Below are 22,329 nucleotides of genomic sequence, written 5' to 3' on the forward strand. Positions count from 1 at the left end.
CGCTCGGCGCGGGTGAACCGGCGCGGGCGCTGGGTTGCCAAGTCGAACGCGGCGATGGTGGCCGTGCAGTCCACCGCGGGCGGCGCCGAGTCCGGCGTCATGCGGCCGCGGACCTCGTGCCGGGCCACGAACATCGCCCCGCCGACCTTCTCGCACCACATGCGCACGCGGATGGGGCCGTCTGCGTGCTTGACCTGGCCCCGGTACTTCACCGCCAGGTCGGTCATCACCGCACCCGCGGTGAGCGTCGCGGTGGGCATGCCCTCGGAGAAGAGCCACGGGATCCGCGCCTCCTCGATGAGCGTGATCATCCGGGCGTGGTTGACGTGGTGGTAGAGGTCCTGGTCCGACCACCGGACCGGCATCGCCGAGGTGAACACCCTGCGGCCCGGCTCTCCGGACACGCCCAGGGGGCCGCCGGTCTCGTAGACGAGCTGGTCGGTCACGTGGCGGGCCCCTGGTCGGTGATCGCCGCCGGCTGTGAGGCCGCCTCCAGCACGTTGCGGACACCGGAGGGAATCTCCACCGCGGTCGAGGTGGAGGAGTCGTAGGCGACCATGACCACCCGCAGCGTGCAACAGATCTCGCCCGCCGCGTCCAGGATGGTCTGGCGGATCTGGTACGACGTGGTCCCGACGTGTTCGACGTCGATCTCCACGTCCACCGAGGTGGAGTCACGCAGGACGGGCCGCAGGTGGTCGATCTCGGTGCGCCGCACGACCTGTGGCAGGTTGCCCAGGCCGAACGGCCCGAACCGGCTGCGGATGAACAGGATCCGCGCCTCCTGCGCGTACTCGAGGTACTTGATGTTGTTGACGTGGCCGTACTGGTCGAAGTCCGCCCACCGCACCTGCAGGGTGCAACGGAACGTCCCGCCGTCCACGGCGTCGCGCATGGTCATCCCGCCTCCTCCCGGTCCCCGAGCAGCGCCGCGCGCTCCACGGGGGTGATCTCCAGTGTCGTGGTCTCGTCATCCGCGGTCACCACCATCACGGTGTCGACCACCGCGCAGGGCTCGGCACCGGTCGACTCGGAGCCGATCGAGGTCCGCATCGTGAACGAGGTGCGGCCCACCCGCACCACCTGCACGTCCACCCACACCTCGGGCACGCCCATGGCGATGGTGCGACGGAAGTCGATCTCCATCCACCGCGCCAGTGCGCTCGGCACCCGGGAGCCCGGCACCCCGAACTTCTCGCGGAACCACATCAGGCGGGCGTCCTGCGAGAACTCCTGGAACCGCACGTTGTTGACGTGCATGCCCACGAAGTCGGAGATGCGCAACGGGATCCGGACCCGGTGCACGGCCCCCGCCACGGTGGCGGCCCCGGGTGAGGTTCCGGTGGTCGGGGCGTCCGAGCCCTGGGTGGTCGGCGTGGCCATCTGCGGTCAGTCCCTGGTGAGCTTGCGGTGCGTGACCCGGTGCGGGCGCGCCGCGTCGGGGCCGAGACGCTCGACCTTGTTCTTCTCGTAGCCCTCGAAGTTGCCCTCGAACCAGTACCACTGCCCCTCGTCCACGTTGCCCTCCCAGGCGAGGATGTGGGTACAGGTGCGGTCCAGGAACCAGCGGTCGTGCGAGATGACCACGGCGCAGCCCGGGAAGTCCTCGAGTGCGTTCTCCAGGCTGCCCAGCGTCTCGGTGTCGAGGTCGTTGGTGGGCTCATCGAGGAGGATCAGGTTGCCGCCGACCTTGAGCGTCAGCGCCAGGTTGAGGCGGTTGCGCTCACCACCGGACAGGACGCCGGACTTCTTCTGCTGGTCCGGGCCCTTGAAGCCGAAGGCGCTGACGTAGGCACGCGAGGGCATCTCGTTCTGGCCGACCTCGATGTAGTCGTTGCCCTCGGAGACGACCTCCCACACCGACTTCTCCGGGTCGATGTTGGCGCGGTTCTGGTCGACGTAGCTCAGCTTCACCGTGTCGCCCACCTTGACGGTGCCGGAGTCCGGCTCCTCCAGGCCCACGATGGTCTTGAACAGCGTCGTCTTACCGACGCCGTTGGGGCCGATCACGCCGACGATGCCGTTGCGAGGCAGCGTGAACGACAGGTCCTTGATGAGGACGCGGTCGTCGAAGCCCTTGGTGAGCTTGTCGACGTCCACCACCACGTTGCCGAGCCGCGGCGGCGTGGGGATCTGGATCTCCTCGAAGTCGAGCTTGCGGTGCTTCTCCGCCTCCGCGGCCATCTCCTCGTACTTGGCCAGACGGGCCTTGGACTTGGACTGGCGCGCCTTGGCACCGGAGCGCACCCACTCGAGCTCGGCCTTGAGCCGCTTCTGCAGCTTCTGGTCCTTCTTGCCCTGGACCTCGAGGCGCTCGGCCTTCTTCTCCAGGTAGGTGGAGTAGTTGCCCTCGTAGGGGTGCAGCTGACCGCGGTCGACCTCACAGATCCACTGCGCGACGTGGTCGAGGAAGTACCGGTCGTGTGTGACGGCCAGGACGGCGCCGGGGTAGGCGGCCAGGTGCTGCTCCAACCACAGGACGGACTCGGCGTCCAGGTGGTTGGTGGGCTCGTCGAGCAGCAGCAGGTCGGGCTTGCTCAGCAGCAGCTTGCACAGCGCCACCCGACGCGCCTCGCCACCGGACAGGTTGGTCACCGGCGAGTCGCCCGGCGGGCAGCGCAGGGCGTCCATGGCCTGCTCGATCTGGGAGTCCACGTCCCAGGCGTCCACGGCGTCGAGCTGCTCCTGCAGCCGACCCATCTCCTCCATGAGCTCGTCGGTGTAGTCGGTCGCCATCTCCTCGGCCACCGCGTTGTACCGGCGGATCTGCACCATGGTCTCGCCGAGGCCGTCCTCGACGTTCTCCTTGACCGTCTTGGTCTCGTCGAGCACGGGCTCCTGCATGAGGATGCCGACGCTGGCCTCGGGGTCGAGGAACGCCTCGCCGTTGGACGGCTGGTCCAGACCGGCCATGATCTTGAGGATCGAGGACTTACCCGCGCCGTTGGGCCCCACGACGCCGATCTTCGCACCGGGATAGAAGGACATCGTCACGTCGTCGAGGATCACCTTGTCCCCGTGCGCCTTGCGAACCTTCTTCATCGTGTAAATAAACTCGGCCACTTCTGCCCTCTCACCTGCGCAAATAGTTCACATCGCCGCGGCCGGACCGCGGGCACGACCCCCATGTTACGTGCCCACCCGCAGCCCTGGTGAGCACGGCGGAGGGCTACCCGCGGCCCCGCCGGTTCAGACCCGGACGGCCTCCGCGAACCCGCCGACGGCGGCCTGCCCCACCGGCGCATCGTCGGCGTCCCGGGAGCCGATCTCCATGACCTCCTCCGCACCGCCCGCCTCCTGCGGCTGCACCGCGCCCTCCCCCTCGGGCGAGGTGCCGGAGCCCTCCACCTGGGCCCTGCGCATGGTCACGTCCATCCGCGAGAGGTCCGGGCCCAGTGCGGTGACCCGCATCTCCAGGTCGCGCTGGATCCTGCCGTCCTTCTCGTACTCGTTGGTCAGCAATCGACCCTGGACGATGATGCCGTCGCCCTTGACCAGCGTCCCGGAGGCCCGCTGCGCCAGCCTGCCCCAGCAGTTGGCCGAGAAGTACAGGGTGCCGCCGGTCTTCCACTCCCCGGTGTCGCGGTCCTGGTAGCGGGTGTTGCTGGCCACCCGGAAGGAGAACACCGAGTCCTCTCCGACCCTGCGGGTGGTGGGGTCGGTGATCACGGTTCCGCGGACGGTGGTGTGGGTCTCGTTCATGGTCTCGCTCCTGTCACACTCGGACCGACCGTGCGTCGGCCTCGTGCTCCAGAGCGTGCCCCACCTCGTCGTCGTCGTATCCCGGTCGCATCGCTCGCGGTACCCGCACTGTGGAGGGGCGGCAGGGGTGTGGAGCGAGAGGTCCGACGACGACGAGGTGGGCGCCTCTCAGGCCCGGCGGTCGGCGCGGGACATCTCACCGAGCATCTCGTTGTAGGCCTTGAGCTCGGCGTCGTCGTCGCGCTCGGCCTGCCGCTCCCCGCGCCGCGCATCCCGCATGTCGCTCTGGTACCACTGCCACGCCAGGGCCAGCATGACGATGAACAGCGGGATCTCCCCTGCCGCCCACGCGACGCCGCCACCGACCTGTTGGCTCTGCAGGAGGTCCGGGATCCACGGCAGCCCGATCCCGCCGTACCAGTTCTCGGCGAGCACGGTCTTGTAGTTCATGAGCATGATGCCGAAGAAGGCGTGGAACGGCAGCGAGCTGAGCAGCACCATGAGCTTGTAGAGCGGCGAGAAGTGCCGCGGCGCCGCGTCGACCCCGATGATCACCCAGTAGAAGAGGTAGCCACTGATGAGGAAGTGGACGTTCATGAACATGTGGCCCAGGTGCTCGGACGCCAGGGACTCGTAGAAACCGCCGAAGTAGATGATGTAGAAACCGGCCACGAACTGCACCGACGCGACGATCGGATGGGTGAGGAAGCGCGAGAGCGGGTTGTTGATGAACTCGACGATCCACTCACGCGGCCCGGGCGGGTTCCCGCGCCCCGCAGCCGGGAGCGCACGCAACGCGAGCGTCAGCGGCCCGCCGAGCGCGAGCAGGACCGGGACGAGCATCGAGATGAGCATGTGTCCGACCATGTGGCTGGCGAAGTCGGCCATCATGTACATCCCCATGCCGGAGCTGGTGGTGAGGAACAGCAGCACACAACCGAGCACCCAGGCCACGGTCCGGCCCTTCGGCCACGAGTCGCCGCGGCGGCGAAGGGTGATCAGGCCCCACACGTAGAGGCTCAGCAGGACGACTGCGGCCAGGCCCAGCACCAGGTCGAAGCGCCACAGCCCGAGCACGGTGCCGAACGAGAACGGCCCGGGTAGCTCGAAGCCCAACAGGGCCTCCTGACGGGTGGGGACGTAGAGCGGGGCCGGCGGCGGGGTGCGGCCGAGCGAGACCGAGAGCCCGATCGTGCCCGCCATCACCACGGCCTCGACCAGCCCGATCCGCAACAGGGTTCCGCGGTCGACGGGGGCGTTGGCCGACTTGGACTCGATCTTGGCGATGATCCGGCGGCGCATCGCCAGCCCGAACACCGCGAGCAGGGCCAGCGCCAGCGCCTTGGCCAGCACGAGCAACCCGTAGGTCGAGGAGAACAGGTCGGCGGGGTGCAGCCGCACGAGCGCGTTGATGATCCCGGAGAACCCGAGCGCGATGATCGCGATCGTGGCCACCACCGAGTAGCGGCGCAGCGCCAGTGCCACGCGGGAGCCGCCCCGCATGGTGTGGGCGAGCACCGCGACCAGCCCACCCACGTAGAAGGCCGCGGCGAACAGGTGGATGATCAGCGAGTTGGTGGCGATGTCGTGGGCCGTGCTCCCGGAGGCGTGGCCCGTGGCCGCCACCGGCAGGAGCGAGAGCACCGACACGCCCAGCCAGATCACCGACCAACGCCAGCTCAGGGTGAGCCGTTGCCCGATCCCTGCCACCAGGGCGATCACCGCCGCCCACCGCCAGGAGGAGGCCACGTCGATCTGGTTGATGGCGACGATCCACTGGTCCGGCGGCAGCGACTCCCACAGCGTGCGCCCGGAGACGTCCGACAGCGTCAGCGGGATGAGCAGCGCCGCGGCCACCGCCCAGGCGATGTTGGCCCACGAGGAGATCCGCTGCGAGCGGTATCCGTCCACATCGAGGGTCTTGTCCTTCTGGGGCGGTGTGAAGAACGCCGCGAACAGGGCCGTTCCCACCGCCACCGCGGCGAGCAGCTCGCCCATCGCGCGGACCGCCGGGAGCCCGGCCGTGGTGAGGACGCCCGGGTCCGGGACTCCCACCAGCGCAAGCGCCACCTCGGTGGACATGCCCGAGAGCGGGATCACCACCGCGGCGGCCACCACCGCGAGCAGGATCACGACGGGTACCACGCTGCGGGTCCTGAGCGGTCCGGCGGTGGCGGGTGCCGACTTCGACGACGTCATGACCACCATCGTAGGAACCCGATCGCCCCCGGGCCGATTCGCGCCTCCTGCGCACACCCCCGGATCGGCTACCATTCTTCCGGCGACGCCGGACGCGAGCGTCGCAGGCCTCCGTAGCTCAGTGGATAGAGCATCCGGTTTCTACCCGGCTGGTCAGGGGTTCGAATCCTCTCGGGGGCGCACGGCCCAGAGCACGTTCTCGGCACGGCGACGGGCACGTGTTCGGCCCGGCGACCTGCCCTCAGCCGGTCGCCGGGCCGCATCGTCGTCGACACCGGGACACCTCCCGCCGCGCGGTCACTCCTGATCACGTTCTCCCAGGTGGGGTTTCCCAGAATCCGTCAGATGCGACCACTCGTCGAGGGGCAGACGTGACCACTCGCCGAGTGGGCACCTCGTTCGCGGCCGCTGCCGCCGGTGAAGCGGGTGAGCGGCCGGGTGCTCGCCAGTCGCCAAGCACCCAATGCGGGCGGTTGCACAAACTCGATCGGGTGTTCCCCGACCGTCGCTCCTGCAATGGACGGGCCTCCCATCGCGGAATTAGCCGGTGATACCTTTCATGTTCGGGCCGATTCCCAGAATCGGCGCCGATGACACGGGGTGCCCCTACCGAACGGGGCTGAGATCACACCCGCTGAACCTGAACTCGTTCACACGAGCGGAGGGATGTCACATGCGCTGGTGCACCCTGTGGTGAGCCGTCCGGGAACCACGGCGGTGGCGCTCGATGACCTGGGACACACCTATCCGGGTGCGCGCCGCGCGGTCCTCGCGGACCTCAACCTCTCCGTCCCGGCAGGCGAGCACATCGCCGTCGTCGGGCGCAGCGGATGCGGCAAGTCGACGCTGCTGTCGCTCATCGCCGGCCTCGTCGAACCGACAACCGGGACCGCCCTCGTCCTCGATGAACGCCAGCCCGCACGGCGCCTGGACTCTTGCGCGTTGATGCCCCAGGGCGACAGCCTGTTGCCCTGGTTGACCCTGCTCGACAACGTCGCGATCAGCCTCCGTAACCAACGTGTGCGCCGGCGCGCTGCCCGCGCCGAGGCCCAGAGCATGCTGGACCGCCTGGGTCTGGGCGAGTGGTCCGATGCCCGTCCCGCAGCGCTCAGCGCAGGTATGCGCCAGCGGGCGGCGCTCGCGCGCGCGCTGCTGGCGCGTAAACCCGTGCTGTTGGCCGATGAGCCGCTCGGGGCGCTCGACGCGATCACCCGTGCGGAGGTCCAGCAGTGGCTCCGCGAGACCATCACCGGCACCTCGGCCACCCTCGTCATGGTCACGCACGATGTCGATGAGGCGTTGCTTCTCGCCGAACGCGTGATCCTGCTTGCGCGACGCGAGGCCGACGCCCCGGCGCGTGTGGTCTCCACCTGGCCGGGGTGGTTCAGCGACGACCGCCCCCGCGAGGTCCTCCTCGGCGACGAGGGATTCGCCGCAGCCCGTCGGGAGGTACTCCAGGCCCTGGCCCGGGAATCACACCTGGCCGAAGGCGGAACCGCCCGATGACCGTGCGATTCCTCCGGTCCGCCGCACCCGCCTGCGTCACGATCCTGCTGGTTCTGGCCGCCTGGATAGCGGTGACGGCGCTCGAGCTCGTGCCCGCCTACGTCATCCCTGCGCCCCGTGCCGTGCTCGACTCGCTCGTGACCACCTGGCCCGACCGACTCGGTTCCGCCACACTGCTGACCGCCACCGAGACCCTCATCGGAGTCGTCCTCGGAGTGTTCGTGGCGCTGGCCGTGGTGATCGTCAGTGCGTTCGTGCCCACCGTCGGGCAGGCCATGACCCCCCTGCTGGTCGCCTCCCAGGCCATCCCGGTCATCGTGATCGGCCCGCTGCTGACGATCTCTCTCGGTTATGGCATGGCACCGAAGGTCATCGTGGTGGCCCTGTTGTGCTTCTTCCCGGTCGCGCTCAACCTTCTCGCCGGTGTGCGCCAGGTCGACGCCCGGCTGATCGATACCCTGCAGAGCCTTCACGCCACCAGGTGGTCGCTCTTCTGGCGGGTGCGTCTGCCCTTCGCCGCACCACGCGGTTTCGCCGGACTGCGCGTTTCGGTCACCTTCGCCCCGGTCGCCGCGGTCTTCGCCGAATACACGGGCTCGACCAACGGCCTGGGCTACCTCATGCTCCAGGCGATCCCCCGGCTGCAAACCGATTTCGTCTTTGCCCAGGTGGCCGTGCTGACAGTCATGTCCGGCCTCCTGTTGGCCACCGTGACCACCCTCGAACGTCTGATCTGCCCGTGGAACACCCCCGTTGGGGAAAGGAACCCATCATGACGCACACACCAACCAGGACGATCCGACGCCAGGTCCTCAGGCGACCCGGGGTCCGCATTCTCGCGATCGCGGCCGCTGCCGCGGTGGCTCTGACCGGCTGTCAGGCAGCCTCGGACGACGCCGAGCCGGACGGGACCGCCGCCGCACCGGTCAGTGTGCTGCTCGACTGGAGCCCCAATCCCGATCATGTGGCGCTGTACACCGCGCAGTACACCGGCGCCTACGACAACGCCGGCGTGGACGTGTCGTTCATGACGCCGTCCAACACGGCCGACGCCGCGCGGGAAGTGTCCCTGGGACGTGCCGACCTGGCCATCTCCTATGAGCCCGACACCCTCATCGCCGCGGAGCAGGGCCTCGACGTGGTCTCGGTCGCCGCCCTGATTCCCACATCACTGACCTCACTGATCGCCAGGACGGAGTCCGGGATCAGCACCGCAGCCGACCTGGAGGGCAAGACGGTGGGCCTGTCGGGTCTGGCCTCCCAGCAGCCGACCCTCGACTTCATCGCCCGGGAGGCCGGGATCGATCCGGACTCGATTTCCGCCCCCAACGTTCAGCAGAGCCTCAACCAGGCGCTCCTGACCGACCAGGTGGACGCGATCTTCGGGGCCTTCCGCAACATCGAGGGGGTCGAGCTCACCGCTCAGGGCGACTTCGTGGTGATGCCGGCCACGGAGCTCGGAGTTCCGGACTACGCGGAACTGGTGATCATCGCCAACCCGAGCCGCCTCGCCGACGACCCCGACTACGCCGAGCGCGTGCGAGGCTTCCTCGCCGGAACCGCGGCCGGTCAGGCCACGGCTCTGGACGACCGCCAAGCCGCCATCGACGCCCTCACCCCCGAGACCGAGGGGTCGTACGACCCCGACGTGCTGGAGCTGATGATCGACGCCACCCTCGCGCTGCTCCCCGAGGACGGCTTCGGGCGGCAGTCGGCCCAGGACTGGGCGGCCTACGCGACGTGGATGTACCAGAACGGACTGCTGGAGACCGAGGTCGACGGCGCCACTGCCACGACCAACGACTACCTCCCCGGGTCGGGCAGCTAGAACCCCGCCGCCGTGGCAGGTCCCGCCTGTCATCGACAAGAGCGTTTCGCGCACATCGGTCGAGTGAGAATGCGCGAAACGCTCTTGTCGATGGCTCCGGCGGAACCGGCTCGCCTCAGTTCGGAGAGGCCTCCCGCAGCCGCGCGAGCAGCGGCTCGGCGGCCTCCTCGAGGAACCGGTCCAGGGTCGAATCACCGATCTGGATCAGCGCCACGTCGGTGTAGCCCGCCTCCCAGAAGGGCCGGACCTTCTCGACGATCGCGTCCAGGTCGGGACCGCACGCGAGCTGCTCGGCCACGTCCTCGGGGCGCACGAACTTGGTCGCGGCGGCGAACCCTGCGGTGGTGGGCAGGTCGGCGTTGGCGGCCCAGCCGCCGGCGAACCAGCGGAACTGGTCGTGGGCGCGCTCGACGGCCGCCTTCTCCGAGTCGGGGTCCCAGCTGATGGGGATCTGCGCGATGGCTCGCGCGCCGCTACCGATCCTCTTCTGCCCGTCGAGCGCGTTCCAGTTCTCGATGTGGGCGGGCTCGGGTTCGGTGGCGATCAGGTGGTCGCCCAGCGGTCCGAGCCTGGCCACGGCCTTCTCCCCGCCGGCGGCCACGCCGATCGGCACCCGCTTGTCGGGCAGGTCCCACAGGCGGGCCGAGTCCACGCGGAAGTGCTCGCCGGAGTACGTCACCAGTCCCCCGTCGAACAGCTCGCCGATGATCTCCAGCGCCTCCGCCGTCATCTCGTGGCGTTCGTCGATCGAGGGCCACCGCTGCCCCACCACGTGTTCGTTGAGGTTCTCCCCCGCGCCGATGCCCAGCATGAACCGGCCGTCGGACATGATCTGCACGGTCGCGGCCTTCTGCGCCACCACCGCGGGGTGATACCGCAGGATCGGACAGGTCACGTACGTGCACAGGTCCACCCGCTCGGTCACGTGCGCCACGGCGCCCAGGACGCTCCACACGTACGGCGCGTGGCCCTGCGAGGACAGCCACGGGAAGTAGTGGTCCGAGGCCACCTCGAAGTCGAAGCCCGCCTGCTCGGCCTTGGCGGCGTAGCGCACGAGTTCCTTGGGGCCGGACTGTTCGGTCATGAGGGTGTATCCGAAACGTGTCATGTAGTCGAGGGTGATCCCGTCCGCCCGGAGATGCCACCGATCGCGGCACCGGACCGGACAGTCTGCGGGGGTTCGCGCCGGGAGACGTGTCGGACAACACTGGCCCCAGCGGTTGCCAGGCAACCGGGAGCCGGGCACCTTCGATTCCATGACCACTTCCCGCGCCCTGCTGCTCGATGTCGACGGCACCCTGGTCGACTCCACCTACGTCCACGTCTGGACCTGGCACCGCGCTCTGGTCGAGGCGGGCGCGCCGGTGCCTTTCGTGGAGGTCCACCACCGGATCGGCAAGGACGGATCCACCTTGGTGGCCGAACTGTTGGACATCGCGGGTATCGACGACGACGAGGACCGCGACCGCGTGGCGAGCCGAGCCAAGGACCTGCATTCGGAGTATTACGCCGAGGCCGGGGACTCGTTGCGCGTCCTCCCCGGTGCCCGCGAGCTCGTGCGGGGCGCCAAGGAGCAGGGGTGGACCACGGTCCTGGCCACCTCGGCCCCGCCGTCGGAGTTCGCCGAGGCCCGCGGGTTGCTCGACGTGGACGACTACGTGGACGCCGTGACGACGGGCGAGGACGTCGACACCGCCAAGCCCGACCCGACCATCGTCGCGATTGCCCTGGAGCGCTCCGGCGTCGACGCCGCGAACGCGATCATGGTGGGCGACGCGACGTGGGACGCCATCGCGGCCACCAAGCTGGGCATCCGCTCGGTCGCTGTCCGCACGGGCGGCATCGGGGACGCCGAACTGCGCGAAGCGGGCTACTCGGAGATCGCCGACGACGCCGCCGCAGTACTCGCGCTCCTCGAGGCCGGGAAGCTCTAAGGCGCCCACACCCCCGAGGACTCGGCGCGGGTCGGCGTCCGCACGGGGAGCAGCAGGAGCAGGCCCACCAGCAGGACCAGCGCGATCCCGGCGATGCCCGCGCGGTCGGTGCCGAATCCCCACGTGAACAGCCCGAACAGAGCGGGAGCGAGGAACGAGACCGCACGCCCGGTGGTGGCGTAGAGGCCGAACATCTGGCCGTCGCTGCCCGGCGGCGCCAGTCGGGCCAGGAACGAGCGCGACGCCGACTGCGCCGGGCCCACGAACAAGCACATGAGCAGACCGAAGAGCCAGAACATGGCGGTGCCGTCCACGAACAGCAGGACGGTCATGGTGCCGAGCATCGCCGCGAGCGAGCCGATGATCACCGCCTTGGGCCCCACCAGGTCGTCCACGACTCCCGCGACCGCCGCCCCCAGGGCCGCCACCACGTTGGCCGCCACACCGAAGAGCAGCACGTCCCCCGGCGCGAGCCCGTACACCGTGACCGCCAGGATCGCCCCGAAGGTGAACACCCCCGCCAGCCCGTCGCGGAAGATCGCGCTGGCCACGAGGAACTTGACGGTCCGCGGGTCCCGGCGCCACAGGGCCTTGAGGTCCCGCCAGAGGATGCGGTAGGACTCGGCGAAGCCGGCCTCGTCGTCGTCGCCCTTCCTCCCCCGGGGCCGGTTCTCCGGCACCGACCGCAGCACCGGCAGCGCGAACACCGCGAACCACACCGCGGCCACCAGACACACCAGCCGCACGTTGAGGCCACCGTCGGTGGAGATGCCCAGCAGTCCCCGCTCGTCGCCGTCCCCGGAGATGAAGCCCAGGAACGCGGTGAGCAGCAGGAAGATCCCGCCGAAGTAGCCCATCGCCCACCCGAACCCGGAGACCCGCCCCACGGTGGCCGGGGTGGAGACCTGCCGCAGCATCGCGAAGTAGGACACCTCGGCGAACTCGAACGTGATGGACCCCAGCGCGAGCAGCAGCAGTCCGACGAAGAACCACGGGTGGGGAGCATCGGAGTCCACGAGGAACATCAGGGCCGTCAGCGCCACGGTGAGGTAGGTCCAGATGGCCAGCGAGCGCCGGCGTCGACCGCCCCGGTCCGCGCGCTGGCCCATCACCGGCGCGGTGACGGCGATGACGAACCCGGCGAGTGCGATCGAGATCGACAGCCAGGTGGCGGGGGTCAACGCGCTGTCGAGATCCGCCCCGACCGAATCGGTGAGGTAGACGGAGAAGACAAAGGTGACGATCACCGCGTTGAAGGCCGCCGAGCCCCAGTCCCACATCGCCCAGGAGAAGACCTGACCGCGGGAGGCCGGGCTGGGGACGGGCGACGACAACGACGACGACGAGGTAGCGGTCTCTGGAGGGCGCGGTGTCCCGGTGCTGCTCACGCTCTAGAACCTAGTGCCTGGCGGTTCGCCTGAGGTCCCGAGTTGCAGCTGGTCCACTGCCTCGACCGGGCCGATGCCGGTGATGCGCCCGTCCGCGGGGGCACACGGTCGCCGCGGGCCGCGCTCGTCGTCACCGACTCCCCCGTTCACCACCCTCGCCGGTACGCTCACCCTCGGCCCTGACCACCTGACCCGAGGACGCAAGATGCCGCTTCCCCTGCCCACCGCGACGAATAGTGCTGTCGTCACCGGCGCCTCCTCCGGGATCGGCATGGCGCTGGCCGCCGAGTTGGCCCGCCGCGGGCACTCCCTGATCGTGGTGGCGCGGCGCGGCGAGGTGCTGGAGGAACTCAAGGAGCGGTTGGAGAGCCAGTTCCGGGTGACGGTCGAGGTACGGGCCTGCGACCTGTCCGATCCGGCCGAGCGGGCACCGTTGCTGGAGGAGCTCGCGGGCCGCGAGATCTCGATCCTGTGCAACAACGCCGGGATCGCGACGTTCGGCCCGGTCGCCGCGCTCGATCCCCACTACGAGAAGAGCCAGGTGCAGGTCAACGCCGTGGCGTGCCACGATCTCGTGCTGGCCGTCCTGCCCGGGATGGTCGAGCGTGGCTCGGGCGCGATTCTCAACGTCGGCTCGGCGGCCGGCAACATGCCGATCCCCAATAACGCCACCTACGCCGCCACCAAGGCGTTCCTCAACACCTTCTCCGAGTCGCTGCGCGGGGAGCTCAAGGGTTCGGGGGTGCACGTGACGCTGCTGGCGCCCGGCCCGGTGCGCACCGAGGAGATCGTCGAGGAGGACAAGACCTTCGTCGACCGCCTGGTGCCCGACCGCTTCTGGGTGGACACCACGTACACCGCCCGGGTCTCGCTGGACGCGCTCGCGCGCAACAAGATGCGCGTGGTCCCGGGACCGCTGGGCCAGGCGATGTCCGTGGCGGGCAACTACACCCCGCGCGGGATCATGGCCCCGATCGTGGGGCGGTTCTACGCCAAGCTCGGCGAGGGGCAGGCGGAGGGCTGATCGGCCTCTGAGTACGGCCCTCTCATGCGGGCGGTGGCGGGCCAAGCCAACGGATCCCGTCCGGCCCCTCCCGGTCCGCCGACGGCAGTGCCAGCGGCATGAAGTCCTCATCGATCACCGCCCCAGCGACGAACTCGGGGTCCGAGGGTGAGAATCCCTCGCGGAGCTCCCTGAGGTTCCAGTGCCTCCCCACCCGAACCGGCCCGCCCCGTGCGGAACGAATCTCCGGGTATGACCAGACCAGGGTCACCGCGCCGTCCGTCATGGTGAGCTCGTCCACCCGGTAGGGCGAGTCGTCGGGGTGCGCCGTCTCCATCCCCGGCGCGGGATAGAGGGCGAGATGCCGCGCGAACGCCTGGCCGAAGATCGAGTTCCACAAGAGTTCATCGTCATCCGCCGCAGATTCCAGCCCGAGGTCGCGCACCTGGCGGGCAACCACCGCCCGGTAGAGGTCGTCGGCCGGATCGGCCAGGCCGACGAAGTGCCCGGCCAGTTCGTGTCCCACGAAGCCGATGAGCTCGGAGATCGCCGCGACCGCCGCGGCCGCCGTTGACGGGGTGACGCGAGCGTCGTCCGCGAAGGCGCTCATGCCGGTGCCGGCCGATTCGAAACCGGGAACGTGCCGGGACCGCAGGCAACTGAGAAACGGGGCGGCCACCTCACCGGCGGCCGGGATCGTCTCAGCCGGTGCCACATACCCGGGGATCGGCGTGCCGTAGATGAGCTGGAACTCGTGCGGTGCTCCCAGTCCCCACCCGCGGAGGGCGTCCGCGAGACGGCGCCACCGTTCGGCGTCGGAACCAGAGTCGGGATTCCCGGTCGCGGCGTCACCGTCCTCGTTCTCGGCCGTGGTCCCGGCTGCGGCGTCACCGCCCTCGTCCGCGGTCTCTGCCTCTGCCTCAGCCTCTGACTCAGCCTCTGACTCAGCCTCAGCCGGGCGGAGAGCGACTGCCAGGCCCTGGTAGCTCTCGAGAATCATCGCGGTGAGCAGGTCCTCCCGCGACGGGAAGTAACGGTAGATCGCGGAGGAGACCATCCCGACCTCGCGGGCGACCGAGCGCATCGACAGGCCCACCCCACCGGCCCTCGCGATCTCCTCGCGCGCAGCGGCGAGGATCCGCTCGATGGTCTCAGCCCTGGCCTCGTCCCGCTTTCCCATGCGGCGATCCTTCCAGAAGAACGAGAGCGGCGCTCTTGATTTGTCTGACGAGGGGGCCTACCGTGAACCTCATCCAATCGAGAGCGCCGCTCTCTCTTCATTCCGGAGGGCCGATGACCAGTCCGACTCCCACCACGATTCCGCGCCCACGCGTCACCGTCCTCGCCGTCACCACGGGCGTCCTCATGGCCGGGTACCTGCTGCTGCGTCCGTACGGCGACGCCGACGGCGGTGCAACGCTCGGCGCGGCGGAGGCGTTCTCCTCGCCCCTGTGGCTCGTCTCCCACCTGGCGGGAGCGGCCTCCCTCGTCGCCCTCGCCGCACTCTGGTCGCTCCTCACCACGGGTCCGCTCCGATGGGCCGGCCCCGTGGGCGCTGCGCTCGTCCTGCCCTACTACGGCGCCGAGACCTTCGCGCTGCACGAGATCGCGAGCAGGGCCCTGGAAGGCGACCGCGACGTTCTGAATCTGGTGTCCGCTGTCCGGGACAACCCCACTGCCATGACCCTCTTCGCGGTGGGGCTGATCGCACTCGCGGTGGCCGGGATCGTGGCGGCGCTCTCCTGGCTCCGGATGCACCGACCGGGCCGAGCGGCAGTCGCATTCCTTCCGCTGGCGGTGATCGCGGCGATGTTCCTGCCGCAGTTCTTCGTCCCCCCTGCCGGCCGGATGGCCTACGGGCTCGCCTTTGCGGCTGCGGCCGTCTACGCGGCACTCAGCGCAGCCTCCGCGGCCCGCGATACAACCGGGTCATCACCGGCCAGAGGTCGGTCCGTCGCCGAGCCCAGCCGGGTGCGACAGGGCGAAGCCTGATCCTCCGAGGCCTGACCGCCGGTACTGCGGCGATATAGTCGAACGATGCCAGAGTCGAACCCCGGTCCCACCCCTGTCGCGACGTCCACCCCGACGCCCCACAAGGAATCCAAGAACGACCGGATCGTCTGGATCGACTGCGAGATGACCGGCCTCGACACCGCGAACGATGCGCTGGTGGAGATCGCGGCGCTCGTCACCGACTCCGAACTCAACGTCCTGGGCGACGGCGTGGACATCGTCATCCACACCTCCGACGCCAAGCTGGCCGCCATGCTCCCCGTGGTCCGGGACATGCACTCCTCCTCCGGGCTGACCGAGGAGATCCGCGCCTCGGCCGTGACGGTGGCGGAGGCCGAGAAAGTGGTCCTGGACTACATCCGCGCCTGGGTCCCGGTGGGCGGGACCGCTCCCCTGGCCGGCAACTCGATCGGCACCGACCGCGGGTTCCTCGCCCGGGACATGCCCGAGCTCAACTCCTACCTGCACTACCGGATGATCGACGTGAGCTCGATCAAGGAGCTGTGCCGCCGCTGGTACCCGCGCATCTACTTCGGCCAGCCCGAGAAGGGCATGTCCCACCGCGCGCTAGCGGACATCAAGGAGTCGATCCGCGAGCTGAAGTACTACCGCGCCACGGCGTTCGTGCCCCAGCCCGGGCCGACCACCGACGAGGTACGCGCCGCTGCCAGCGCCCTGCCCCCGGTGGACTGACGACCTCGTCCGGTTGGAGCAGGCCCGGTCGGCGACAGTAGCTGGCGATTTCCTCACCGGGGCTCACACCGGGTAGCATCATCCACGCCGTTCGCGAGGACGGCGATGGTGGCTGTAGTTCAGTTGGTAGAGCACCAGGTTGTGATCCTGGCTGTCGCGGGTTCGAGTCCCGTCAGCCACCCCGGACGAACGAGGTCCGGATGTCGACCGAGATACCCTCCCGGTCGGGGTCCGGACCTCGTTCTCATTTCGCCCCTACCCTTCTCACCGCCGAAACCGGCTGGAACCTCACCGCTGACAATTACGCTCTGGTGATCGCCCCTACCGGCATCGAGGAGTCCAGATGAGCGAGCCCGACTTCACCGGCCTGCGGGCGATGTTCGTCAACTGCACTCTCACGCGCAGCCCCGGTCTCAGCCACACCCAGGGGCTCGTCGACGCGAGCGCCTCGATCATGCGCACGCACGGAGTCGAGGTGGAGACCCTTCGCGCGGTCGATCACCCGATCGCGACGGGCGTCTACCCGGACATGCGCGAGCACGGGTGGGACGTGGACGCCTGGCCGGAGATCTACCCGCGGATTCTCGAGGCCGACATCCTCGTGCTGGCCGGGCCCATCTGGCTCGGCGACAACTCCAGCGTGATGAAGAAGGTCATCGAGCGGCTCTATGCGCTGTCCGGGATGCTCAACGACAAAGGCCAGCACCTCTACTACGGCCGGGTCGGCGGGTGCCTGATCACCGGCAACGAGGACGGACTCAAGCACTGCGCGATGAACATTCTCTACAGCCTTCAGCACCTCGGCTACACGATCCCGCCCAACGCCGATGCGGGCTGGATCGGCGAGGTCGGCCCCGGGCCGTCGTACCTGGACCCCGGCAGCGGAGGGCCGGAGAACGACTTCACCAACCGCAACACGACCTTCCTGACCTGGAACCTCATGCACCTCGCTCGACTGCTCAAGGCGGCCGGCGGCATCCCCAGCGAGGGCAACCAGCGCTCCGCCTGGGACTCCGGTGCCCGCTTCGACTGGGAGAACCCCGAGTACCGATCCTGACCGCGTACCGATCCTGACCGCGCGATCCTGGCAGAGGAGGCTTCCTTGACCACCGAGCACCCGGGGGACGACATCGCGAGCCGGGACCACCCGGTGAGCCCGGACGGGCCCCGGAAACCGACCCTGATCATCTTCGACGTCAACGAGACACTTTCGGACATGTCGCCGATTGCCCGGCGGTTCGAGGACGTCGGCGCGCCGGCGCACCTGGCGTCGAGCTGGTTCGCGGGGCTCCTCCGGGACGGCTTCGCCCTCACGGTCGTGTCGGCGAGCGACTCGTTCGCCCACCTCGCCGAGGAGTCCCTGCGGATCAGCCTCCATGGACACCCGCTCAGTCGCGACCCCGACGACGCGGTCCAGCACATCATGGGCGGCTTCACCGTCCTCCCCGTGCACTCTGACGTGCCGGGCGGTGTCCACGCACTCACGGACCTGGGGATCCGGTTGGTGACGCTGAGCAACGGCTCGGCCGCGATCGCCGAAGGCCTCCTCGACCGCGCGGCGATACGCGAGGACTTCGAGGCACTTCTCTCGGTGGAGGACGCCGGCGCCTGGAAGCCGGCCCTCAGGGCCTACGCGCACGCTCTCACCCGGTGCGAGGTCGACCCCATGGACGCGATGCTCGTCGCCGTTCATCCCTGGGACATCGACGGCGCCGCACGGGCTGGACTCGGTACCGCCTGGATCAACAGGAACGGCGAGCCCTACCCGGGGTACTTCCGGACGCCGGACATCACGGCCACGTCCCTCACAGATCTGGCCGACCAGCTGCATCGCTAGACCCGTGCCACCAGCAGCGGCGGAGACGGATCCGATCAGTTCAGCGACGCCATACGCCTGTAGTGCGCCCGCCGCAGAGGCAACGGCAGCTCGTCCACGGTGAGATCGGAGGACTCGAGCCACCGGATCAGGCCGTTCACATCCGGTGTGGTCCGCACGGGCCCGACGGTCACCACGCCGCCGCGGGGCTCGCGGGTCACACGATCGCACCGTTGCACCAGGACGACAGGTCCGTCCGTCTCCGGCTCCCGTGCGGAACCGCACGTGCCGCCGAGCAGGCAGGTGGCGCGCGCCAGTACACCGTGAGCCGAACGACCCACCGCCCGGCTCAGGGCCGAGACCAGCGCGGACTCCCTCTCTCCTCCACAGGTGCCGCAGTACGCCACCGTGAAGGCGTTCTTCCCTCCCTCACCGCGGTCCGGGGAATGCGCGTTCCCCGGGGTCTGGAAATCCGACATCGTCTACTCCTCTCGGCCGTGCCTGCTGAGAGCCGGGCACGGGTCTTTCCTGGGCGTGGACAGTGGCCGTGCTCGCGGGGCTCAGGGCGGTTCGAGCCGATCCCACATTCGTCGATACCGTCCGTCGGTGCTCATGAGTTCGGCATGCGTACCGCGCTCGACCACCCGTCCCTGTTCGAGGACGATGATCTCGTCGGCGTGGGTGACCGTGCTCAAGCGATGAGCGATGAGCAGGACGGATCGTCCACGGGCTAGCTCTGCGATCACCTCGGAGACCTCGCTCTCCGTGCGGGTGTCCAGGGCTGAGGTGGGCTCGTCCAGCACCACGATCGGCGCATCCACGAGCAGTGCCCGGGCGATGGCAAGGCGCTGCCGCTGCCCGCCGGACAGCCCGGCGCCGTCCTCACCCAGTTCCGTGTCGTAACCGTGAGGCAGGTCGCTGATCGCGATGTGGAGCTGCGCGCGTCGAGCGGCATCGACGATCTCGGGGAGCGTCGCGTCGGGCCGGCCGAGCGCGATGTTCTCGGCCACCGTCCCCGGCACGAGGTGGGTCTGCTGGAACACCTGGGTGACGGTGGCGGCGAGCGTCTCGGGCGCGAGGTCCCGGACATCGACTCCTCCGATCCGCACGGAGCCGGTGGTGGGATCGTCGAAGCGGGAGAGCAGTCCCCCGAGTGAGGACTTACCGCTGCCCGAGTGGCCGACCACCGCCACCATTCCCAGATCCGGAAGCTCCAGATCGATCCCCTGCAGGGCCGGAGTGCCGTCGGGGTACTCGTAACCCACCCCGTCGAACCTCACCTCGACGCCCCGGGGCGTCTTTGCCTCCGACGGTTCGGAGAGCTGCGGGATCTCGGCGACCGACCGCAGCCGTTCCAGGGCGGCACGGGTGACGTGCCACTGCTCCCCCACCGATAGGGTCGCCAAGAGCGGCCGGTACACCGCGATCGACACGAGGAGGAAGCCGATCGCAACCTCCGTCCCGCGCCCGGCCACCACCGCCATGAGGACCGGGACACCGGCCATGAGGACGGCCGAGGCCAGCATCAGCGGGGGTATCAACTTGCCGAGCATTCGCACGGAGGAATCCCGCAGCTCGAGTGCGGTCGCACGGAGGACCTCGGCGATCCGCCCCGGCGCCGCCAGCACTCGCCACACTGTGATCCCGGTGAGCACGTCGACAAACCGTGCCGAGGACTCGGCCTGCAGCGCGGTCCGTTCCCGGGCCGCAGCGGTGGTGCGTATGCCCGCCCACACGGTGGCCGGGATCGCCGCGACGACGGCGCCGCCGAGTACGAGCGCGACGACCGGGTCGTAGACGGCTGCCGCGGCGATGACGAACACCGGCAGTCCGAGGGCCTGACCCAGCTTGGGCAGTCCCTCGGACAGAAAGTCCTCGATCTGCTGCATGTCGCCGGTGAGCAGCGCCTGGATCTCCCCGCGGCGACGGCCGGAGGCCATCGGCACGGGCACGCGGAGCAGGTGCTCGAGCACCCACACCCGGGCATGAGCGGACACCTGGTAGGAGGCCAACCACGAGTCCCGGGCTGCCAGATAGGAGGCGAGCAACTGACCGAGGAGCGTCACCACGGCCACCGCGGTCACCTGGACGGCCCGGCTCTCATCCACCTGCCCGCCGCGCGCCAAGTGCACGACGAGGGTGATCAGCACCCCGTAGAGCAGCCCGCCGAGCAGGGACTGGACGATCCGCCAGCCCACCCCGCGCAGGACGCGGACCCGTTCAGCACCGGCGATCCGCCACATTGTGCCCACGCCGCTCATCGGATCCCCGCCTTCGCCCGCGACTCGGCGTCGTTCAACTCGGCGTAGAGCCCGCCGTGGTCGAGCAGCTCGTCGTGTGTGCCCTGCTCGGCGACCGCGCCTCGGTCTAGCACCACGATGTGGTCCGCCCGGCGGGCCAACGCGATCCGGTGGGTCGCCATCACCAGCGTCCTTCTCCGGCACCACCGGGAGATCGACTCCCACAACTCGTCCTCGGTGAGCGGGTCGACCGAGGCGGTCGGCTCGTCCATCAGTACGACCCAGGCGTCGACGACGAGGGCCCGCGCGAGCGCGAGGCGTTGCCGCTGCCCCCCGGACAGGCCTGCTCCCGCCTCCCCCAGACGCCGATCGAGGGCCGACTCCCCCAACTCGTCGCGAAGTCCGACGGCCTCCAGCGCGTCGAGCAAGAGACCGTCGGGGACGTCGAGCGCTCCCGTTCGGAGGTTCTCCGCGACCGAGCCGGCGAACAGCAGGGGGTTCTGGGCGGCCAGGCTCACCCAGCGCCGGCCGGGCGCGCTGACGAGCTCCACGGTGGGCACCCCACCGAGCGTCACCTCTCCGACCGGTGGTGTCCTGAGCCCGGCGAGTACCTCCAGGAGGGTCGTCTTGCCCGACCCGGACTCCCCCACCAGGGCGACGGTCGCGCCCTCCGGGACCCGGAACGAGACCTGTCGAAGGGTGTTCGCCCGCCCCCGGTGTCCGAAGTCGAGGCCGTCGACCACCACAGCCCGATCCCTCGGCTCGCGGCCGGTCACGGCCGGCAGGTCCACCGGGGCCAGGTCGAGCTGGTCCTCGACCGCCCGAGCACTCGCCGCCGCCAGGGGAAGAGAGTGCATCCGGTAGAAGAGCGTGACGAGCGGAACCGTGTAGGCCGGGGCCAGGACGATGAACAGCAGGAACGTCTCCACCTCCAGTCGACCCGCCGCGAGGAGCCAGGTCCCGAGTACCGCGACGACCGCCGGTGTGGCGGTGACCAGGGGTGAGAACCAGGCTCCCCACCGGAGGAACGCCGCGCCCCACGCGGACTGGAGGCTCGCGGTGTGTCGGATCGCGGACACCGCCGTGGAACCGGGCGTCCGGGCGCCGAAGACCCTGATCTCCGCGAGCGCGGTGAGCTGGTCCATCATCGCCCGGCCCATCGCCGCGTTGGCCACGACGAACTCTCCCATCCGGTGGGAGTTGGACCGCATCGCCCGGCGCATGGTCCAGAAGGCCAGCGGGGCCACCGCAGCGCACGCCAGCGCTAACCGCCAGTCCTCACCCAGAAGCCACACCGTCATGGTCAGCCACACCGTCACACTGGCCGCGAACTCCGGAACTCCGTGCGCGAGGATCCCCTCGAGCCGCTCGACCTCTTCCCCCGCGGCTGAGCGGGCGGAGGCCGTGTGCCCGTCCGACAGGTCGGACAGATCCGCACCGGACCACGCTTCTCCGAGGGCGCTGCGGATCCGAGCGATCACGTCGAAGGCGGCTCGGTGCGCCAGCGCGGTCGCGGCGCCGAAGGTGATATAGGTGACGACGACTCCCGCGGCCGCAAGAGCGACCGCCTGTGGAGCCGCCAGCCCCCCGTCTCCCACCACCAGGTGCACGAACAGTCGGTAGACGGCGTAGGGCACCGCGAGCTCCGCCACGGCCGAGAGCACGGCGAGCGCCACCGCGGCCACGAGCAGGCGACGGGACCCGCCAAGATGGGGGCGCACCAGTCGCGGAACGGCCCGATAGTCGAATCCCGAGGCACTCACTGCGGCTCCACTGCCCCATGGGCGGTCTGTGCCCGGTTGCCGGCCTGGTCGCGCTGACCGGCCTGAGACCGGCGACCGGTCGGGGTCAGCGGCTGCGCGGTGAGGATCAAGCGGTCCGGCGACTGCCGGCTCATGTGAACCCCCGCGCTACCCGCCGGGGTCCACTCCGCGGCCTGCAGTGCCGACGGACCGAAGGGGCACATCAGCCCGTCCGGCACGTCGACCACGCCGTCCGCGCTCAGGA

Annotated in this window: 22 protein-coding genes, 2 tRNA genes and 1 riboswitch; of the genes, 11 read left to right on the top strand and 13 right to left on the bottom strand. The window is 69.6% G+C overall.

The window, feature by feature from the left end:
* From G6020_RS04125 to G6020_RS04150, 6 genes are all read right to left on the bottom strand, one after another.
* Nucleotides 1-446 (bottom strand): thioesterase family protein (locus G6020_RS04125; RefSeq protein WP_182609750.1); only part of this gene is annotated, 446 nt, incomplete at its 3' end.
* Complete coding sequence (locus G6020_RS04130) at nucleotides 443-901, bottom strand: thioesterase family protein (RefSeq protein ID WP_182609751.1); 459 nt, start codon at nucleotides 899-901, stop codon at nucleotides 443-445. The genes G6020_RS04125 and G6020_RS04130, both read right to left, overlap by 4 nt.
* The gene (locus tag G6020_RS04135) at nucleotides 898-1,383 is read right to left on the bottom strand and encodes a thioesterase family protein (RefSeq protein WP_119192396.1); all 486 of its coding nucleotides are present in this window, start codon (nucleotides 1,381-1,383) and stop codon (nucleotides 898-900) included. The genes G6020_RS04130 and G6020_RS04135 overlap by 4 nt, the downstream gene beginning before the upstream one ends.
* A 6-nt stretch (nucleotides 1,384-1,389) precedes the next feature.
* Nucleotides 1,390-3,063 (bottom strand): energy-dependent translational throttle protein EttA, encoded by a 1,674-nt coding sequence (gene ettA, locus G6020_RS04140; RefSeq protein ID WP_182609752.1) that lies wholly within the window; start codon nucleotides 3,061-3,063, stop codon nucleotides 1,390-1,392.
* A 126-nt stretch (nucleotides 3,064-3,189) separates the two neighbouring features.
* The gene (locus G6020_RS04145; RefSeq protein WP_182609753.1) at nucleotides 3,190-3,702 is read right to left on the bottom strand and encodes a single-stranded DNA-binding protein; all 513 of its coding nucleotides are present in this window, start codon (nucleotides 3,700-3,702) and stop codon (nucleotides 3,190-3,192) included.
* Nucleotides 3,703-3,870: 168 nt separating this feature from the next.
* Nucleotides 3,871-5,901: a cytochrome c oxidase assembly protein gene (locus tag G6020_RS04150; RefSeq protein ID WP_182609754.1), complete on the bottom strand. Its 2,031-nt coding sequence runs from the start codon at nucleotides 5,899-5,901 to the stop codon at nucleotides 3,871-3,873.
* A gap of 107 nt (nucleotides 5,902-6,008) precedes the next feature.
* On the opposite strand from G6020_RS04150, the gene G6020_RS04155 reads away from it, so the two are divergent.
* The 4 genes from G6020_RS04155 to G6020_RS04170 all read left to right on the top strand — a co-directional run bounded on the left by G6020_RS04155 (nucleotide 6,009) and on the right by G6020_RS04170 (nucleotide 9,235).
* Nucleotides 6,009-6,081, top strand: a tRNA-Arg gene (locus tag G6020_RS04155).
* A gap of 406 nt (nucleotides 6,082-6,487) precedes the next feature.
* Nucleotides 6,488-6,585, top strand: a riboswitch (TPP riboswitch).
* Between the two features lie 9 nt (nucleotides 6,586-6,594).
* A complete protein-coding gene (locus G6020_RS04160) occupies nucleotides 6,595-7,407 on the top strand; it encodes an ATP-binding cassette domain-containing protein (RefSeq protein ID WP_347238305.1) in 813 nt (270 codons plus the stop codon).
* Nucleotides 7,404-8,183 carry an ABC transporter permease gene (locus G6020_RS04165; protein ID WP_182609756.1) on the top strand — a complete coding sequence of 260 codons (780 nt, stop codon included), beginning with the start codon at nucleotides 7,404-7,406 and terminating at the stop codon, nucleotides 8,181-8,183. The genes G6020_RS04160 and G6020_RS04165 overlap by 4 nt, the downstream gene beginning before the upstream one ends.
* A complete protein-coding gene (locus G6020_RS04170; protein ID WP_182609757.1) occupies nucleotides 8,180-9,235 on the top strand; it encodes an ABC transporter substrate-binding protein in 1,056 nt (351 codons plus the stop codon). Before G6020_RS04165 ends, G6020_RS04170 begins: the two co-directional genes overlap by 4 nt.
* 115 nt (nucleotides 9,236-9,350) lie before the next feature.
* On the opposite strand, the gene G6020_RS04175 is transcribed toward G6020_RS04170, so the two are convergent.
* The gene (locus G6020_RS04175; protein ID WP_182609758.1) at nucleotides 9,351-10,343 is read right to left on the bottom strand and encodes a TIGR03557 family F420-dependent LLM class oxidoreductase; all 993 of its coding nucleotides are present in this window, start codon (nucleotides 10,341-10,343) and stop codon (nucleotides 9,351-9,353) included.
* A 148-nt stretch (nucleotides 10,344-10,491) separates the two neighbouring features.
* Between G6020_RS04175 and G6020_RS04180 the strand changes: the two genes are divergently transcribed.
* Nucleotides 10,492-11,169 carry an HAD family hydrolase gene (locus G6020_RS04180; protein WP_182609759.1) on the top strand — a complete coding sequence of 226 codons (678 nt, stop codon included), beginning with the start codon at nucleotides 10,492-10,494 and terminating at the stop codon, nucleotides 11,167-11,169.
* Here the strand turns inward: G6020_RS04180 and G6020_RS04185 are convergent.
* The gene (locus tag G6020_RS04185; protein ID WP_182609767.1) at nucleotides 11,166-12,449 is read right to left on the bottom strand and encodes an MFS transporter; all 1,284 of its coding nucleotides are present in this window, start codon (nucleotides 12,447-12,449) and stop codon (nucleotides 11,166-11,168) included. The two genes, G6020_RS04180 and G6020_RS04185, sit on opposite strands and share 4 nt — an antisense overlap.
* A gap of 313 nt (nucleotides 12,450-12,762) precedes the next feature.
* On the opposite strand from G6020_RS04185, the gene cmrA reads away from it, so the two are divergent.
* On the top strand, nucleotides 12,763-13,581 hold the full coding sequence (cmrA, locus tag G6020_RS04190) for a mycolate reductase (protein ID WP_182609760.1): 819 nt from the start codon (nucleotides 12,763-12,765) through the stop codon (nucleotides 13,579-13,581).
* A gap of 22 nt (nucleotides 13,582-13,603) precedes the next feature.
* Here the strand turns inward: cmrA and G6020_RS04195 are convergent, their stop codons facing one another.
* Nucleotides 13,604-14,740: a TetR/AcrR family transcriptional regulator gene (locus G6020_RS04195; RefSeq protein WP_241732567.1), complete on the bottom strand. Its 1,137-nt coding sequence runs from the start codon at nucleotides 14,738-14,740 to the stop codon at nucleotides 13,604-13,606.
* Nucleotides 14,741-14,853: 113 nt separating this feature from the next.
* Between G6020_RS04195 and G6020_RS04200 the strand changes: the two genes are divergently transcribed.
* From G6020_RS04200 to G6020_RS04220, 5 genes are all read left to right on the top strand, one after another.
* Nucleotides 14,854-15,552 carry a hypothetical protein gene (locus G6020_RS04200; RefSeq protein ID WP_182609761.1) on the top strand — a complete coding sequence of 233 codons (699 nt, stop codon included), beginning with the start codon at nucleotides 14,854-14,856 and terminating at the stop codon, nucleotides 15,550-15,552.
* A 45-nt stretch (nucleotides 15,553-15,597) separates the two neighbouring features.
* Entirely contained in the window at nucleotides 15,598-16,266 is a 669-nt protein-coding gene (gene orn, locus G6020_RS04205; RefSeq protein ID WP_182609762.1) for an oligoribonuclease, read from the top strand.
* Between the two features lie 108 nt (nucleotides 16,267-16,374).
* Nucleotides 16,375-16,447: transfer RNA gene (locus G6020_RS04210), tRNA-His, on the top strand.
* Between the two features lie 162 nt (nucleotides 16,448-16,609).
* Complete coding sequence (locus G6020_RS04215; protein WP_182609763.1) at nucleotides 16,610-17,323, top strand: flavodoxin family protein; 714 nt, start codon at nucleotides 16,610-16,612, stop codon at nucleotides 17,321-17,323.
* A gap of 45 nt (nucleotides 17,324-17,368) precedes the next feature.
* Nucleotides 17,369-18,103, top strand: coding sequence for a haloacid dehalogenase type II (locus G6020_RS04220; RefSeq protein ID WP_241732568.1), 735 nt, complete (start codon nucleotides 17,369-17,371; stop codon nucleotides 18,101-18,103).
* 35 nt (nucleotides 18,104-18,138) lie between these two features.
* Here G6020_RS04220 and G6020_RS04225 read toward each other — a convergent pair whose 3' ends face one another.
* From G6020_RS04225 to G6020_RS16710, 4 genes are all read right to left on the bottom strand, one after another.
* The gene (locus G6020_RS04225; RefSeq protein ID WP_182609764.1) at nucleotides 18,139-18,561 is read right to left on the bottom strand and encodes a hypothetical protein; all 423 of its coding nucleotides are present in this window, start codon (nucleotides 18,559-18,561) and stop codon (nucleotides 18,139-18,141) included.
* Nucleotides 18,562-18,642: 81 nt separating this feature from the next.
* Nucleotides 18,643-20,343 (bottom strand): ABC transporter ATP-binding protein, encoded by a 1,701-nt coding sequence (locus G6020_RS04230; protein WP_182609765.1) that lies wholly within the window; start codon nucleotides 20,341-20,343, stop codon nucleotides 18,643-18,645.
* Nucleotides 20,340-22,085, bottom strand: a complete 1,746-nt coding sequence (locus tag G6020_RS04235) for an ABC transporter ATP-binding protein (RefSeq protein WP_182609766.1) — start codon at nucleotides 22,083-22,085, stop codon at nucleotides 20,340-20,342. The genes G6020_RS04230 and G6020_RS04235 overlap by 4 nt, the downstream gene beginning before the upstream one ends.
* The coding region (locus tag G6020_RS16710) for a hypothetical protein (RefSeq protein ID WP_206682199.1) at nucleotides 22,082-22,329 on the bottom strand (248 nt) is incomplete at its 5' end. The genes G6020_RS04235 and G6020_RS16710, both read right to left, overlap by 4 nt.

The sequence above is a fragment of the Dietzia sp. B19 genome (genome assembly GCF_014145155.1).
GTDB lineage: Bacteria > Actinomycetota > Actinomycetes > Mycobacteriales > Mycobacteriaceae > Dietzia > Dietzia natronolimnaea.

What these genes read in the sequence shown, in the direction of transcription:
- G6020_RS04130 (WP_182609751.1), bottom strand. Translation starts at nt 901, where the DNA reads ATGACCATGCGCGACGCCGTGGACGGCGGGACGTTCCGTTGCACCCTG.
- G6020_RS04135 (WP_119192396.1), bottom strand. Translation starts at nt 1,383, where the DNA reads ATGGCCACGCCGACCACCCAGGGCTCGGACGCCCCGACCACCGGAACC.
- G6020_RS04145 (WP_182609753.1), bottom strand. Translation starts at nt 3,702, where the DNA reads ATGAACGAGACCCACACCACCGTCCGCGGAACCGTGATCACCGACCCC.
- G6020_RS04150 (WP_182609754.1), bottom strand. Translation starts at nt 5,901, where the DNA reads ATGACGTCGTCGAAGTCGGCACCCGCCACCGCCGGACCGCTCAGGACC.
- G6020_RS04165 (WP_182609756.1), top strand. Translation starts at nt 7,404, where the DNA reads ATGACCGTGCGATTCCTCCGGTCCGCCGCACCCGCCTGCGTCACGATC.
- G6020_RS04170 (WP_182609757.1), top strand. Translation starts at nt 8,180, where the DNA reads ATGACGCACACACCAACCAGGACGATCCGACGCCAGGTCCTCAGGCGA.
- G6020_RS04175 (WP_182609758.1), bottom strand. Translation starts at nt 10,343, where the DNA reads ATGACACGTTTCGGATACACCCTCATGACCGAACAGTCCGGCCCCAAG.
- G6020_RS04180 (WP_182609759.1), top strand. Translation starts at nt 10,492, where the DNA reads ATGACCACTTCCCGCGCCCTGCTGCTCGATGTCGACGGCACCCTGGTC.
- G6020_RS04185 (WP_182609767.1), bottom strand. Translation starts at nt 12,449, where the DNA reads ATGTGGGACTGGGGCTCGGCGGCCTTCAACGCGGTGATCGTCACCTTT.
- cmrA (WP_182609760.1), top strand. Translation starts at nt 12,763, where the DNA reads ATGCCGCTTCCCCTGCCCACCGCGACGAATAGTGCTGTCGTCACCGGC.
- G6020_RS04195 (WP_241732567.1), bottom strand. Translation starts at nt 14,740, where the DNA reads ATGGGAAAGCGGGACGAGGCCAGGGCTGAGACCATCGAGCGGATCCTC.
- G6020_RS04200 (WP_182609761.1), top strand. Translation starts at nt 14,854, where the DNA reads ATGACCAGTCCGACTCCCACCACGATTCCGCGCCCACGCGTCACCGTC.
- orn (WP_182609762.1), top strand. Translation starts at nt 15,598, where the DNA reads ATGCCAGAGTCGAACCCCGGTCCCACCCCTGTCGCGACGTCCACCCCG.
- G6020_RS04215 (WP_182609763.1), top strand. Translation starts at nt 16,610, where the DNA reads ATGAGCGAGCCCGACTTCACCGGCCTGCGGGCGATGTTCGTCAACTGC.
- G6020_RS04225 (WP_182609764.1), bottom strand. Translation starts at nt 18,561, where the DNA reads ATGTCGGATTTCCAGACCCCGGGGAACGCGCATTCCCCGGACCGCGGT.
- G6020_RS04230 (WP_182609765.1), bottom strand. Translation starts at nt 20,343, where the DNA reads ATGAGCGGCGTGGGCACAATGTGGCGGATCGCCGGTGCTGAACGGGTC.